Genomic DNA, 13,114 nt, shown 5'->3' with positions numbered 1-13,114 from the left:
CCCGCCGCGAAGCGGTGGGAGGGTGAGAGGTTTCACCGCTGGCCGGCAAATCCAGGGCCGTTGAGCGCCTCAGAAAAGGAGTCCAGGCTTCTACGATCGATGCGGCCGTCGCGGATGCACGCGCTCTTCGTCAGAGCTTCATCCTGAGAGAGTGTAACCTCTCACCCTCCCATGGCTTCGCCATGGGCCCCTCCCTCTCTCAAAGAGAGAGGGTTTTGGTACCCCTAGATCGGCCCCGCGCTGGCGCAGACCGGCGCCGCGTGCTTCTCCCCCAGCACGACGATGAAGCTGCCGGCGATGATCAGCAGGCCGCCGGCCCCCAGGGCGAAGGTCAGGTGGTCGCCGAACAGCATCACCCCGATACAGGCTCCCATCAGCGGCTCGATGTTGATGAACACTCCGGCGCTGGCCGCCCCGACCCGGGCCGACCCGAACTGCCAGGCGGCGGTGGCCAGCAGGGTGGCCAGCACGCCCTGACCGGCGATCGCCGCCCAGGCCGGCGGGCTGAGGTCGAGCCTGGGCGGGCCGTGCAGGAAGAAGGCGACGGGCAGCACCGTGAACGCCGCGACGATCACCGTCACGGCCGGGATCGCCATCGGGGTCGGCGCTTCCGGCGCGCGGCGCAGCACGATCAGCCAGGCCAGGAAGATCAGCAGCGAGCCCAGCGACAGGGCCACGCCCAGCGGCGATCCGGCCCCGTCCGGCTTTCCGGCGATCAGCGCCGCCCCCAGGGTCGCCGCCGCCACGCCGATCCACGAGGCGCGGCTGACCTTTTCGCCCAGCAGCTTGGCCGAGATGGCGATCAGGGCCGGCATGGCCCCGACCAGCAGCGCCGCCAGGGTGACGCTGACATGGGCCAGGCCCTCGAACTGCACCATGAAGGCCACGCCGTACAGCGCGCCGGCCGCCAGGATCACCGGCGAGCGGAACAGGGCCCGCGTCTCGGCCCGGGCCAGGGCGAACGGCAAGGCCGCGACGGCCGCCACCGCGAACCGCAGCAGCACCATGTGGGCGGCGTTGGTTTCCGTCAGCACGAACTTGCCGAGCGGGAAGCCCAGGCCCCAGCAGATTCCGGACAGGGCGAGGGCGAGGAAGGCGACGCGGTTCATGGGCGCTTCCTGACGCATTTCGCCTGTCCTGGATATCAGAGCTTCAGCCCGAACCGGGGCCCGACCGCCGTCATGGCCAGATAGAGCCCGATCGTCACGCCACACCCTGTCAGCAGCGCCGGCCAGAAGCCGATTCCCCGTCGCAGCAGGGCCGGGACGAGCAGGAACATCGGCAGCGACGGCAGCACGTACCAGAAGGTGGCCTCGACGTGGGTGGCCATCCGGCCGACGTCATGGGTGTCGCGCCACAGCCAGATCATGCCGAGGATCGAGATCAGCGGCAGGGAGGCGACCAGGGCCCCGAAGCCGGGCTGACGGCGGGCGATCTCCGACACCAGGGCGATGATCACGCCCGAGGCGGCGGCCTTGACCAGCAGGTAGAGCATTTCCGAAAGACCCCCTGGGCGAACAGTGAATGGGCAGGCGCGAGACTGTCGCGGCCATCAAGCCCTTGCGCCGCCGGTGTCCGTCAATCCTGCAACATTCGCCCGGCTTTCTGACATTCCAGCGTTACACGGCGGCTCAAGGTTCCGGCCCAGGGACATTCCACCGGAGCTAGACCCATGCGCCTCCAGCCGAGCCGCCTCGCCATCCTGGCCGCGGCCGCACTCAGCCTTTCCACCGCGGCGATCGCCGTCGCTCAAGAAGGCCCGCCGCCGCCCGGCCCGCCGCCGATGGCCGACGACGGTCCGCCGATGATGCATCGCCACCGCATGGACCCGGAGGCTCGCGCCCAGCACCTGCGCGACGTGCTGCAACTGCGGTCCGACCAGGACGGCGCGTTGAAGGCCTATCTGGCGGCGATCGAGCCGAAGGACCGCGCCGATTGGAAGCGCGACGACGAGGACGGCCCCAAGGCCCCGCTGACCACGCCCCAGCGCCTGGACCGCGAGGCCGAGCACATGGCCCGCGCCGCCGAGGCCTTCAAAGCCCGGGCCGCCGCCACCCGGAGCTTCTACGCCGCCCTGTCGCCCAGCCAGCAGAAGGCGTTCGACGCCCTGGGCCCGATGCTCGGCGGCCACGGTCCGATGATGCGCCGCATCGAGGTGCGCCGCATGAAGGGCGGCCCCGACGGCGCCCCGCCGATGCTGGGCAAGCGCAAGGCGGGCTGAGCAGGCCAGATCGAAGATTGCGGGCGCTCTCCAGGCATTCTAATGCACGCGGATGGGCGCCCGTGATCCTCACCACCCGCTGGACTTCCTGACCAACCCCGAGCGGTTCATGGCGTTCTCGCGCTGGGCCGCGCCGCTGTTCGGCGTGCTCGCCGCGATCCTGGCCGCGATCGGCCTGGTCCTGACCTTCGCCGCGCCCGAGGACTACCAGCAGGGCGACACCGTGCGGATGATGTTCATCCACGTGCCGGCCGCCTCGCTCAGCCTGTTCGTCTATCTCTGCCTGGGGATCGCCAGTTTCCTGGCCCTGGTGTTCCGTCACGCCCTGGCCGACGCCGCCGCCGTGGCCTGCGCGCCGCTGGGCGCGGGGTTCACGGCCCTGGCCCTGGTCACCGGCTCGCTGTGGGGCAAGCCGATGTGGGGTACCTGGTGGGTGTGGGACGCCCGCCTGACCTCGGTGCTGGTGCTGCTGCTGTTCTATCTCGGCTACCTGGCCCTGCGCTCGGCGCTGGAGGACGAACAGAAGGCCGCCCGGGCCGCCGCCATCCTGGCCCTGGTCGGCCTGATCAACCTGCCGATCGTCAAGTTCTCGGTCGAATGGTGGAACAGCCTGCACCAGGGTTCGTCCACCCTGCTGGCCAAGCCCGGCAACGGCCTGCCGGCGGTCTATGCCTGGCCGATGCTGGTGATGAGCCTGGCCTATCTGTCGGCCTTCGGGTCGCTGTGGCTGGTGCGGATCCGCGCCCTGGTCTGGCGGCGCAAGGCCCGCGCCCTGGCCCTGCAAGCGGCGGAAGGCTAGCCGATGCACTTCGACTTCGACGCCGGAAAATACGCGATCTATGTCTGGCCGGCCTTCGCCGTGACGGCGGGGGCCTTCGTCTGGATGATCGCCGACAGCCTGGCCTCGGCCCGTCGCTGGCGGCGCGAGGCCGAGCGGCTGCAGGCCCTGCGCGACGCCCGGGCCAAGGGCGCCAAGTCATGAAGCGCTGGCTGGGTTTCGCGCCGCTGATCGTGCTGGCCGCCCTGGGCGTGCTGTTCGCCGGCTACGCCCTCAAGCACGATCCGCGCGTCCAGCCCGCCGCCCTGGTCGGCAAGCCGGTTCCAGCCGTGGTGCTGCCCGACCTCGACACCGGCGCCAAGGTGGCGGTGCGCGAGACGCCCGGCGGCCCGCGCCTGATCAACTTCTTCGCCTCGTGGTGCGCCCCCTGCCGCGTCGAGCAGCCGCAGCTGATGGCGCTCAAGGCCCAGGGCGTCACCGTGGTCGGCGTCGCCTACAAGGACGAGCCCGGCAAGACCCGCGCGTTCCTCGACGAGCTGGGCGACCCCTTCGCGGTCAAGCTGATGGACCGCAGCGGCCGGGCCGGCGTCGAGTTCGGCGTCACCGGCGTGCCCGAGACCTATCTGGTCGGGGCCGACGGGGTGATCCTGGCCAAGCACAGCGGCCCCCTGACTGACGCCGACGCCCGCGACCTGCTGAAAAAGCTGCGCTGAAACGCGAAATCCCGGAGCGACCTTTCGGTCGTCCGGGATCACGAAGGCTAGAAGACTAGCGGGCTGGCCGGCCTAGCAGCGCGAGCCCTTGCCGACCTGGCTGCCGACATAGGCGCCGGCGCCGGCGCCCAGCAGGGTGCCGGGGGTGCGGTTGCCGTTCGACACCGCGTTGCCGATCAGCGCGCCGCCCACGGCGCCGAGGACCGCGCCGGTGGCCTTGCCGCGCTTGCGGTCGGCGCGGCAGCGCTCGTAGCGGTTGTCGTAGTGACGGTCATAGCGGTGGTGGTCGCGGTAGTAGCGACTGTCGTGGGCCGAGGCGAAGGTCGGCGCGGCCATCAGGCTCAAGGCCGAGGCGCCAGCGGCGATCAGAGCAATGGTGGTTTTCATCGGGTGTCCCTTCCGGTGTTCAAATTTCGGTTCCGACCAGTCATCGAGCCCCGATCTCGACTGACCTTGGATTCACCCTAGGCGCGCCGGACTGAACCAACCCAAGGCGGGTCCTTCATCTGGCGTTCAGGTTTTGGCCGAATTTTGGCCTGAAATCGCGACCATTAACCGCGCGTTGACCATGCTCGCCGACCTTGCGTTAACCATGCTAGAGTCGCGTCCATGAGCACGATCCGCCCCACCGGCCTGCAGCCCGTTCCGCAGAGGCCCGCCTCGACGCAGGGCGCCGGCGGTTCGCGCGCGGCGGCGTTCTTCCAGGCCGCGGTCAGCGACGCCGCCGCCGCGCGGCCGACCGCGCCGCCGATCGCCGTCCAGCTGCAGACCCAGGCCCAGCCGCAACGCCAGGCGCCGGCCCGGCCGTTCGTCCAGCCGACCGAGCCGCCGCAAAAGGTGCTGCGTCCGGGCTCGCTGCTGAATATCCTGGTCTAGACGCGCCGTTCACGGGGATCGTGTCGCGCCCGCTTGAGGGTGGCTGAAAGCATTTTCGAGCGAAGTGGACACCGGTTCGCGTGAAGAAAATGCGTCCAAGGCTCAAGGGGCGCTGCCGATATGTCCGACGATCCGAAACCCGCCCGCTCCGCCGCGCCGCGCCGGACCAAGGACGAGACCCGCTCGCTGGTGCTCGAGGTCGCCGCGCGCCGCTTCTCGCGCGCCAGCTACGAAGCCGTGTCGCTGGACGACATCGCCGCCGAGTCCGGGGTGCGCAAGGCCAACCTGCTCTACCATTTCACCTCCAAGGAGCAGCTCTGGTACGACACGGTCGACCACGTCTTCGCCGAGGTGGAGCGGTTCTACGCCGAGAGCGAGGGCGACGACCCCGAGACCTGGGGCGACCTGCGGGGGTTCGTGCGCACCTATTTCGAGGCCTGCCGCCTCAACCCGGCCTATGTGCTGATCCCGCTGATCGAGGGCGCCACGGCCAGCTGGCGCAGCGAATGGATCGCCGAGCGCTACCTGCGCCGCCACGTCCACGATTTCGACCTCTATGTGCGCCGGCTGATCGCCGAGGGCGTCCTGCCGCCCATCGAGCCCGTGCACCTGCAGAACATGCTGACCGGCGGCGTGCAGCATTTCGTGGCCAACGCGGCGGTCTGGGAGCGGGCCCTGGGCGTCGATACCCGGGACAAGGCCTTCATCGACGGTTACGCCAACTCGGTGGTGGGCCTGCTCGAACAGGCCTGGGGCGACCGCACCGAGGCCTGAACTTCCCGCTTGTGCGCGACTGACCCTTGGGTCAGTAATGGACTGACCGTTTGGTCAGTCATACTCGCATGCCGCCACCAAGACGGCAGCGATCCGGAGGGAACATGCCGAAACTATCCGTCGCCGCCTTGCTGGCCACCACCGCCCTGGGCCTGGGCGCGCCCGTCCTCGCCGCGACCCCGGCGACCCCGGCCAAGAATCCTGACGCCCGGGCGGCGGCGACCGAGGCGCGGATGACCGACGACGAACGCTTCAGCCTGCTGAGCGGCATCATGCCGGTGGCCTTTCCCGGCATGGCGGCGGTGACCATCCCGCCGGGCGTCAAGCCCAGCGCCGGCTATGTGCCCGGCGTGCCGCGCCTGGGCGTGCCGGCCCTGCGCGAGACCGACGCCAGTCTCGGCGTTTCCAACGTCATGCAGATGCGCCCGGGCGACGTCGCCACCGCCCTGCCCTCGGGCCTGTCCCTGGCGGCCAGCTTCAACCCCGACCTGGCCTATCGCGGCGGCGCGATGGTCGGCGGCGAGGCCCGGGCCAAGGGCTTCAACGTGCTGCTGGCCGGCGGCATGAACCTGACCCGCGACCCGCGCAACGGCCGCAATTTCGAGTATCTCGGCGAGGATCCGCTGCTGGCCGGGGTCCTGGCCGGCGAGTCGATCCGCGGCGTGCAGAGCCAGGGGGTGATCTCGACCATCAAGCACTTCGCGCTCAACGCCCAGGAAACCCTGCGCATGACCGTCGACGCCCGCATCGACCCGGCGGCCCATCGCGAGTCCGACCTGCTGGCCTTCGAGATCGGCATCGAGCGCGGCCAGCCCGGCTCGGTGATGTGCGCCTACAACCAGGTCAACGGGGCCTATGCCTGCGGCAACGATCCGCTGCTCAACGGCGTGCTGAAGGGCGACTGGGCCTACAAGGGCTGGGTGATGTCCGACTGGGGCGCGGTGCACGACGTCGGCTATTTCGCCGCCGGCCTCGACCAGCAGTCGGGGTCGCAGCTCGACAAGGCCCGGTTCTTCGACGGCCCGCTGAAGGCCGAGGTCGCGGCGGGCCGGGTCTCCAAGGCCCGGGTGTCCGACGCGGTGCGCCGTGTGCTGCGCTCGATCTACGCGGTCGGCGCCGACTGGGAGCCGGTCGATACGGCGATCGACTACGCCGCCAACGGCCAGGTGGCGCGCGAGGCGGCGACGCAAGGCGTCGTGCTGCTGAAGAACGACGGCGCCCTGCCCCTGGCGGCCAGCGCCAAGTCGATCCTGGTGGTCGGCGGCTATGCCGACGCCGGGGTGATGTCGGGCGGCGGCTCCAGCCAGGTCAGCCCGGTCGGCGGCCAGGCCACCTATATCCCGTCCGGCGGCCCCGGCTTCATGGAGGTGCTCGGTCGCCAGGTGATCGTGCCCTCGTCGCCGCTGCGGGCCCTGCGCAAGGCCCTGCCCGACGCCAAGGTCAGCTTCGACAGCGGCTATGCGCCCGAGGCGGCCGTCCTGGCCGCCGCCAAGGCCGACGTGGTCGTCGTCTTCGCCACCCAATGGCAGAGCGAGGGCGTCGACAGCGGTTCGCTGACCCTGGCCAACGGCCAGGACGCCCTGATCGCCGCCGTCGCCAAGGCCAATCCCAACGTCGTCGTCGTGCTGGAGACCGGCAACCCGGTCGCCATGCCGTGGCTGGGCGAGGTCAAGGCGGTGGTCGAGGCCTGGTATCCGGGCCAGGAAGGCGGGGCGGCGATCGCCGACGTGCTGACCGGCGCGGTCTCGCCGTCCGGCCGCCTGCCGATGACCTTCCCCAAGAGCCTGGCCCAGACCCCGCATCCGGTGCTGGCCGGCTACGGCGCGCCGGAGGGAACCGCCTTGGCCGTCGACTACAAGGAAGGGGCCGAGGTCGGCTATCGCTGGCTGGCGGCCAAGGGCGAGACCCCGCTGTTCGCCTTCGGTCACGGCCTGTCCTACACCCGCTTCGAGCACGGCGCCCCGGCGCTGGCCGCCAGCGGCAAGAGCGTCACCGCCAAGTTCTCGGTGGCCAATGTCGGGGCCCGGGCCGGGGCCGACGTGCCGCAGCTCTATCTGGTCTCGGCGGCCGGCAAGCCGCTCAAGCGCCTGGCCGGGTTCAGCCGCGTCGATCTGAAGCCCGGCGAGACGCGCGAGGTGTCGGTGACCGTCGATCCCCGCCTGCTGGCCAACTGGCGCGACGACAAATGGCGGATCGCGGGAGGCGCCTATCGTTTCGCCCTCGGCCGTTCGGCCGAAGACCTCGGCGCGCCGGTCGAGGTGGTGCTGAAGGCGGCGGCCTGGTGAGTTAGGTCGCACGCTCCAAACGTCGTCATCCCCCGAACAAGTCGGGGGATGACGACCGTGGGTGGGGTCAGGTCGGCCAGGTCTCCGGGCTCATCGCCAGCACCTCGCCGGCCAGGTAGAGCGAGCCGCAGATCAGCACGTGCGGCGTCGGCTGGAGGGCCAGGGCCTTGTCCAGCGCCGCTTCGACGCCGTCGCAGGCGTGGGCCCGCAGGCCGGCCAGTTCGCCCGCCGCCGCCGTCTGGGCGGCGCTGGCGGCGGCGTGGCCCTCGAAGGTCACCGTGTAGAGCCTGGCGCCGAGCGGCGCGAACGGCGTGAAGAACCCCGTGGCGTCCTTGTTGGCCAGCAGGCCGGCGATCAGCGCCACCGGGCGGCCGTCGCGGGCCGCCAGCTCGCCCAGCGCCCGGGCCACGGCCTGGCCGGCGTGCGGATTGTGGCCGCCGTCCAGCCACAGGTCGGCGCCGGCCGCCCTGGCGCGCTCGGCCAGGGGACCGGCCGTCAGCCGCTGGAACCGGGCCGGCCAGGTCGCGCCGGCGATCCCTTTGGCGATGGCCGCCTCGTCGATGCGCGGATCGTTCAGGGCCAGGATGGCGGCGACCGCCAGGCCCGCATTGGCGAACTGGTGCTTGCCGGGCAGCGACGGGGCCGGCAGGTCCAGCAGGCGGTCCTGCAATTGCACCAGCAGGCGGCCGCGCTCGTTCCAGGCGTCGAAGTCGCGGCCCATCAGGGTCAGCGGCGCTTCGGCCAGGTCCGCCTCGCGGTCGATGACGGCCTCGGCGTCCTCGGCCTGGCGGGCGCTGACCACCGGGGTGTTGGGCTTGATGATCCCGGCCTTCTCCTGGGCGATGGCCGCCAGGGTGTCGCCCAGGAACTCACGGTGGTCGATGTCGACCGGGGCGATGACGCTGACGACCGGCCTCACGACGTTGGTGGCGTCCAGCACCCCGCCCAGGCCCACCTCGACCAGGCACAGGTCGGCCGGGACCTCGGAAAAGGCCTGGAAGGCGGCGGCGGTGGTGATCTCGAAGAAGGTGATCGGCTGGCCGGCATTGGCGATCTCGACCCGGTCGAGCACTTCGGCCAGATGCTGGTCGGTGATCAGGGTCCCGGCCAGGCGGATGCGCTCGGCGAACCGCACCAGGTGCGGCGAGGTGAAGACGTGGACCCTGAGCCCCGCCGCCTCGGCCATGGCCCGCAGATAGGCGACGGTCGAGCCCTTGCCGTTGGTGCCGGCCACGTGGATCACCGGCGGCAGCCGGGTCTGGGGCTCGCCCAGGGCCGTGCAGAGCCGGCGCATGCGGTCCAGCGACAGGTCGATCAGCTTGGGGTGCAGGGCCTGCAGCCGCGCGAGCGCGGCGTCATGGGCGCGGAGGTGGTCGGTCATTTTATGCCATGCCGAAACCGGGGACACACACTCGCCCCCAAGGCTTGTTCGATTTCCGCAGGCGTCGGGGCGCGAGTGTGTGTCCCCAACTCCGGTCAGGCCGCCTTCAGCGCCCGTCCCATCATCAGCGTGCCGAGAATCGAGCCCAGCACCGCCGGCAGCTCCTTGCGCGGGGTGACGCGGTCGACCATGCCCTTCTCGACCAGGTATTCCGAGCGCTGGAAGCCCGGCGGCAGGGTCTCGCGGATGGTCTGCTCGATCACCCGGGGACCGGCGAAGCCGATCAGGGCCCCCGGCTCGGCCAGGTGCACGTCGCCGAGCATGGCGTAGGAGGCGGTGACGCCGCCGGTGGTCGGGTCGGTGAGGACCACCACATAGGGCAGGCCGGCGTCCTTCATTTCGTTGATGGCCAGGGTGGTGCGAGCCATCTGCATCAGGGACAGGGCCCCTTCCTGCATGCGCGCACCGCCTGCGGCGGTGAAGGCCACCAGCGGGACCTGGCGGGCGATGGCGGCCTCGGCGGCGGCGATGAAGCCCTCGCCGGCGGCCATGCCCAGCGAGCCGCCCATGAAGGCGAAGTCCTGGACCAGCACCACGGCCGGCGCGCCGCCGACCACGCCGTGGGCGATGGCCATGGCGTCCTGCTCGCCGGTCGTCTTGCGGGCGGCGGCCAGGCGGTCCTTGTAGGACTTGCCGTCGGAGAATTTCAGCGGGTCCTCGAACACGGCCGGGGTCGGCAGGACCTCGTAGACGCCGTCATCGAAGGTGAACTTGAAGCGCGCCTCGGGGCCGATGCGCATGTGACGTCCGGCCGGGGTGACCCACAGGGCCGCCTCCAGGTCGGAGCGGTAGATCATCTCGCCGGTGTCGGGGCACTTGACCCACAGGTTCTCGGGCGTCTCGCGCTTGGCGAACGCGCCGCGCACGCCGGGTGCGATCCGCGACAGCCAGCCGCCGCGTCGCTCGGCCGGAGCCTTGGTCTTGTCGCCCTTCTTGGGGCCCGGGGTTTCAGCCATAGCCATAGCCTTCAGCCTCACGCCATCTCGAGTCGCGCCGATCGCACAGCCTTAGCCAGCTCCGACGCTTTGGATAGAACCTTCTCGGTCACGTTTTCGTTCAACCGCGCCGCCGCCTCGATTTCGTCCACCAGGGCCGAGCCGACCACGGCGGCGTCGGCCACGCGGGCCACGGCGGCGGCCTGGGCGGGGGTGCGGATGCCGAAGCCGACGGCGACCGGCAGGTTCGCCGCGGCGCGCAGCCGGGCCACGGCCGGGGCCACGTCGCCGGCGTCGGCCGACTTGACGCCGGTCACCCCGGCCACCGAGACGTAATAGACGAAGCCCGAGGTGCGGCGGACCACGGCCGGCAGGCGCGCGTCGTCGGTGGTCGGGGCGGCCAGGCGGATCAGGCTGACGCCGTTGGCCTCCAGGGCGTCGGCCAGCGGATCGGCTTCCTCGGGCGGGCAGTCGACGACGATCAGGCCGTCGACCCCGGCGGCGGCGGCCTCGCGGGCGAAGACCTCGAAGCCCTTGTTCATCACCGGGTTCAGGTAGCCCATCAGGATCAGCGGGGTGTCGGCGTCGGTGGCGCGGAAGGCGCGGGCCAGCTCCAGCGTGCCGTTCAAGGTCATCTTGCCGGCCAGGGCGCGCTGGCTGGCGCGCTGGATGGTCGGGCCCTCGGCCATCGGGTCCGAGAACGGGAAGCCCAGCTCGATCAGGTCGGCCCCGGCGGCGGGCAGGCCCTTGAGGATGTCCAGCGCCGTGGCGGCGTCGGGGTCGCCGGCCATCACATAGGCCACGAAGCCGGCCCGGTTTTCGGCCTTCAGCGCCGCGAAACGGCGGTCGATACGGTCTTTGGTCAAGTTCGCTCTAGCCCTAGATCGTCCGCCCGAGGGCGTCGGCCACGGTGAAGATGTCCTTGTCGCCCCGGCCCGACAGGCACAGCACGATCACGCCGCCCGGCCCGATTTCCTTGGCCAGCTGCGGCAGCTTGGCCAGGGCGTGGGCGCTTTCGAGGGCGGGGATGATGCCCTCGAGTTCGGCGCACAGCTGGAAGGCGGCCAGGGCCTCGTCGTCGGTGCAGGTCAGGTACTGGGCGCGGCCGACGTCGTGCAGGAACGAGTGCTCCGGCCCGATGCCCGGATAGTCCAGGCCCGCCGAGATCGAGTGGGCGTCCAGGATCTGGCCGTCGTCGTCCTGCAGCAGGTAGGTGCGGTTGCCGTGCAGCACGCCGGGGCGGCCGCCGGTCAGCGAGGCGGCGTGCTTGTCGGTCTCCAGGCCATGCCCGGACGCTTCGACGCCGTAGATCTTGACGCTCTCGTCGGCCAGGAACGGATGGAACATGCCGATCGCGTTCGAACCGCCGCCGACGCAGGCCACGACCGCGTCGGGCAGGCGGCCCTCGGCCTCCTGGATCTGCTGGCGGGTCTCGACGCCGATCACCGCCTGGAAGTCGCGGACCATGGCCGGATAGGGGTGCGGGCCGGCGGCGGTGCCGATCATGTAATAGGTGTCGCCGACATTGGTCACCCAGTCGCGCATCGCCTCGTTCATGGCGTCCTTGAGGGTGGCGGCCCCCGAGGTCACCGGGCGCACTTCGGCGCCGAGCAGGTTCATGCGGAAGACGTTGGGCTTCTGCCGGGCGACGTCGACAGCGCCCATATAGACCACGCAGGGCAGGCCGAAGCGGGCGGTGACGGTGGCGCTGGCCACGCCGTGCTGGCCGGCGCCGGTCTCGGCGATGATCCGGGTCTTGCCCATGCGCTGCGCCAGCAGGATCTGGCCCATGCAGTTGTTGATCTTGTGCGCGCCGGTGTGGTTCAGCTCCTCGCGCTTGAAATAGATCTTGGCCCCGCCGAGATGCTGGCTCAGGCGCTCGGCGAAATAGAGGGGCGAGGGCCGGCCGACATAGTGGGTCAGGTAGCCGCGCAGCTCGCTCTGGAAGGCCGGGTCGTTCTTGGCCTCGGTATAGGCCCGGTCCAGCTCGAGCACGAGCGGCATCAGGGTCTCGGCCACGTAGAGGCCGCCGTAGTCGCCGAAGCGGCCCTTGGCGTCGGGATAGGCGGACCAATCGTTGGGCTTAGTCGGAACGTTCACGGGCTCTTCCAAAAGGTCGGGCTGCGTCAGGCGCGTTTGACGGCGTCGAGAAACGCCGTGATCAGAGCCGGGTCCTTTAGGCCGGGACCCCGTTCGACGCCAGAGGAAACGTCCACCAGCGGCGCGCCGGAGGCCTTGATCGCCTCGGCCACGTTCCACGGATCCAGCCCGCCGGCCAGGAAGTGCGGCCGCGAGAACCGCTGGCCGGCCAGCAGGCTCCAGTCGAACCGCGCCCCCGTCCCGCCGGGCAGGACCGAGCCCTCGATGGGCCGGGCGTCGAACATCAGGTGCTCGGCCACGCCGTCGAAGGCCCCGGCCTGCTGGACGTCGGCCGACGACGACACCGAGAACGCCTTGATCACCCCGGCCCCGGACCGCTGGGCGATCTCGCGGACCCGCGACGGGGTTTCCTTGCCGTGCACCTGGATCAGGTCGGGTTTCATCGTCGCCATCAGCCGGTCGACCAGGGCGTCGTCGGGGTCGACGGTGACGGCCACGGTCTTGGCCGGACTCTGACGTAGCGGGGCGACCAGCCGGGCGGCGGCCTCGGGCGTCAGGTTGCGCGGGCTGCGCGCGAAGAACACGAAGCCGAGAAACGCCGCGCCGCCGTTGAGGGCGGCGGTCACGCTCTCGGGCGTCGACAGCCCGCAGATCTTGGCCTTGGTCATGGTGGGGAGGTACGGCGTCGAGAGCGTCGGGGCAAGTCCTCCCCCTGTGGGGGAGGTGTCGGCGAAGCCGACGGTGGGGGGAGCAATGCGTCCTCGACCGCTAGGACCAACCTGCCCAAACTCCCCCCACCGGCCTTCGGCCGTCTCCCCCACGGGGGGAGGGCCTCATGTTCCCGACGGCGAGTCCTTCCCCACCGGATTCGACAGCCGGGCCCGCATCGCGCAGACCAGTCCCTCGGGCCGGTAGTCCATGGTCGCCGCGCCCTTCAGCTCGCCGCGCAGGCTGCTCTCGATCAGGCGGGAGCCGAAGCCCCGGCGGGTGG

General features: G+C 70.9%; 15 protein-coding genes. 7 read left to right on the top strand and 8 right to left on the bottom strand.

All coding sequences use genetic code 11. From position 1 onward, the window contains the following. Nucleotides 1–224: 224 nt before the first annotated feature. Together PMI01_RS22155 and PMI01_RS22150 are read right to left on the bottom strand one after the other, a co-directional pair. The gene (locus tag PMI01_RS22155) at nt 225–1,109 is read right to left on the bottom strand and encodes a DMT family transporter (protein ID WP_007674492.1); all 885 of its coding nucleotides are present in this window, start codon (nt 1,107–1,109) and stop codon (nt 225–227) included. A gap of 35 nt (nt 1,110–1,144) precedes the next feature. After that, nucleotides 1,145–1,495, bottom strand: a complete 351-nt coding sequence (locus tag PMI01_RS22150; RefSeq protein ID WP_007674489.1) for a DUF3147 family protein — start codon at nt 1,493–1,495, stop codon at nt 1,145–1,147. A 177-nt stretch (nt 1,496–1,672) separates the two neighbouring features. On the opposite strand from PMI01_RS22150, the gene PMI01_RS22145 reads away from it, so the two are divergent. From PMI01_RS22145 to PMI01_RS22130, 4 genes are read left to right on the top strand one after another with little or no spacing between them, the layout of a single operon-like run. Beyond that, nucleotides 1,673–2,221 (top strand): Spy/CpxP family protein refolding chaperone, encoded by a 549-nt coding sequence (locus PMI01_RS22145; protein ID WP_007674486.1) that lies wholly within the window; start codon nt 1,673–1,675, stop codon nt 2,219–2,221. A gap of 52 nt (nt 2,222–2,273) precedes the next feature. Continuing rightward, nucleotides 2,274–3,020 carry a heme ABC transporter permease CcmC gene (gene ccmC, locus PMI01_RS22140; protein WP_007674484.1) on the top strand — a complete coding sequence of 249 codons (747 nt, stop codon included), beginning with the start codon at nt 2,274–2,276 and terminating at the stop codon, nt 3,018–3,020. Between the two features lie 3 nt (nt 3,021–3,023). Continuing rightward, entirely contained in the window at nt 3,024–3,203 is a 180-nt protein-coding gene (gene ccmD / locus PMI01_RS22135) for a heme exporter protein CcmD (RefSeq protein WP_007674475.1), read from the top strand. After that, the gene (locus tag PMI01_RS22130) at nt 3,200–3,712 is read left to right on the top strand and encodes a DsbE family thiol:disulfide interchange protein (RefSeq protein ID WP_007674473.1); all 513 of its coding nucleotides are present in this window, start codon (nt 3,200–3,202) and stop codon (nt 3,710–3,712) included. Before ccmD ends, PMI01_RS22130 begins: the two co-directional genes overlap by 4 nt. A 72-nt stretch (nt 3,713–3,784) precedes the next feature. Here PMI01_RS22130 and PMI01_RS22125 read toward each other — a convergent pair whose 3' ends face one another. Further along, nucleotides 3,785–4,099, bottom strand: coding sequence for a glycine zipper 2TM domain-containing protein (locus PMI01_RS22125; protein ID WP_007674471.1), 315 nt, complete (start codon nt 4,097–4,099; stop codon nt 3,785–3,787). A 222-nt stretch (nt 4,100–4,321) separates the two neighbouring features. On the opposite strand from PMI01_RS22125, the gene PMI01_RS22120 reads away from it, so the two are divergent. From PMI01_RS22120 to PMI01_RS22110, 3 genes are all read left to right on the top strand, one after another. Further along, nucleotides 4,322–4,588, top strand: a complete 267-nt coding sequence (locus tag PMI01_RS22120) for a hypothetical protein (RefSeq protein ID WP_007674469.1) — start codon at nt 4,322–4,324, stop codon at nt 4,586–4,588. Nucleotides 4,589–4,708: 120 nt separating this feature from the next. Beyond that, nucleotides 4,709–5,362 (top strand): TetR/AcrR family transcriptional regulator, encoded by a 654-nt coding sequence (locus PMI01_RS26225; protein WP_007674467.1) that lies wholly within the window; start codon nt 4,709–4,711, stop codon nt 5,360–5,362. A gap of 104 nt (nt 5,363–5,466) precedes the next feature. After that, nucleotides 5,467–7,647, top strand: coding sequence for a beta-glucosidase family protein (locus tag PMI01_RS22110; RefSeq protein ID WP_007674465.1), 2,181 nt, complete (start codon nt 5,467–5,469; stop codon nt 7,645–7,647). A gap of 67 nt (nt 7,648–7,714) precedes the next feature. Here the strand turns inward: PMI01_RS22110 and PMI01_RS22105 are convergent, their stop codons facing one another. The 5 genes from PMI01_RS22105 to PMI01_RS22085 form a co-directional block, all read right to left on the bottom strand. Continuing rightward, on the bottom strand, nt 7,715–9,028 hold the full coding sequence (locus PMI01_RS22105) for a bifunctional folylpolyglutamate synthase/dihydrofolate synthase (RefSeq protein WP_007674463.1): 1,314 nt from the start codon (nt 9,026–9,028) through the stop codon (nt 7,715–7,717). A gap of 95 nt (nt 9,029–9,123) precedes the next feature. Then, complete coding sequence (accD, locus tag PMI01_RS22100) at nt 9,124–10,050, bottom strand: acetyl-CoA carboxylase, carboxyltransferase subunit beta (protein ID WP_007674461.1); 927 nt, start codon at nt 10,048–10,050, stop codon at nt 9,124–9,126. A gap of 11 nt (nt 10,051–10,061) precedes the next feature. After that, a complete protein-coding gene (gene trpA / locus PMI01_RS22095; protein WP_007674459.1) occupies nt 10,062–10,889 on the bottom strand; it encodes a tryptophan synthase subunit alpha in 828 nt (275 codons plus the stop codon). 13 nt (nt 10,890–10,902) lie between these two features. Then, nucleotides 10,903–12,123 (bottom strand): tryptophan synthase subunit beta, encoded by a 1,221-nt coding sequence (gene trpB / locus PMI01_RS22090; RefSeq protein ID WP_007674458.1) that lies wholly within the window; start codon nt 12,121–12,123, stop codon nt 10,903–10,905. Between the two features lie 26 nt (nt 12,124–12,149). Further along, nucleotides 12,150–12,791, bottom strand: a complete 642-nt coding sequence (locus PMI01_RS22085; protein ID WP_007674455.1) for a phosphoribosylanthranilate isomerase — start codon at nt 12,789–12,791, stop codon at nt 12,150–12,152. Nucleotides 12,792–13,114 lie beyond the last annotated feature (323 nt).

This window comes from Caulobacter sp. AP07, assembly GCF_000281955.1.
In the GTDB taxonomy this organism is placed as follows: domain Bacteria; phylum Pseudomonadota; class Alphaproteobacteria; order Caulobacterales; family Caulobacteraceae; genus Caulobacter.
Note: the sequence above shows the minus strand (reverse complement) of the source record. Positions and strands in the feature narration are given on the sequence as shown.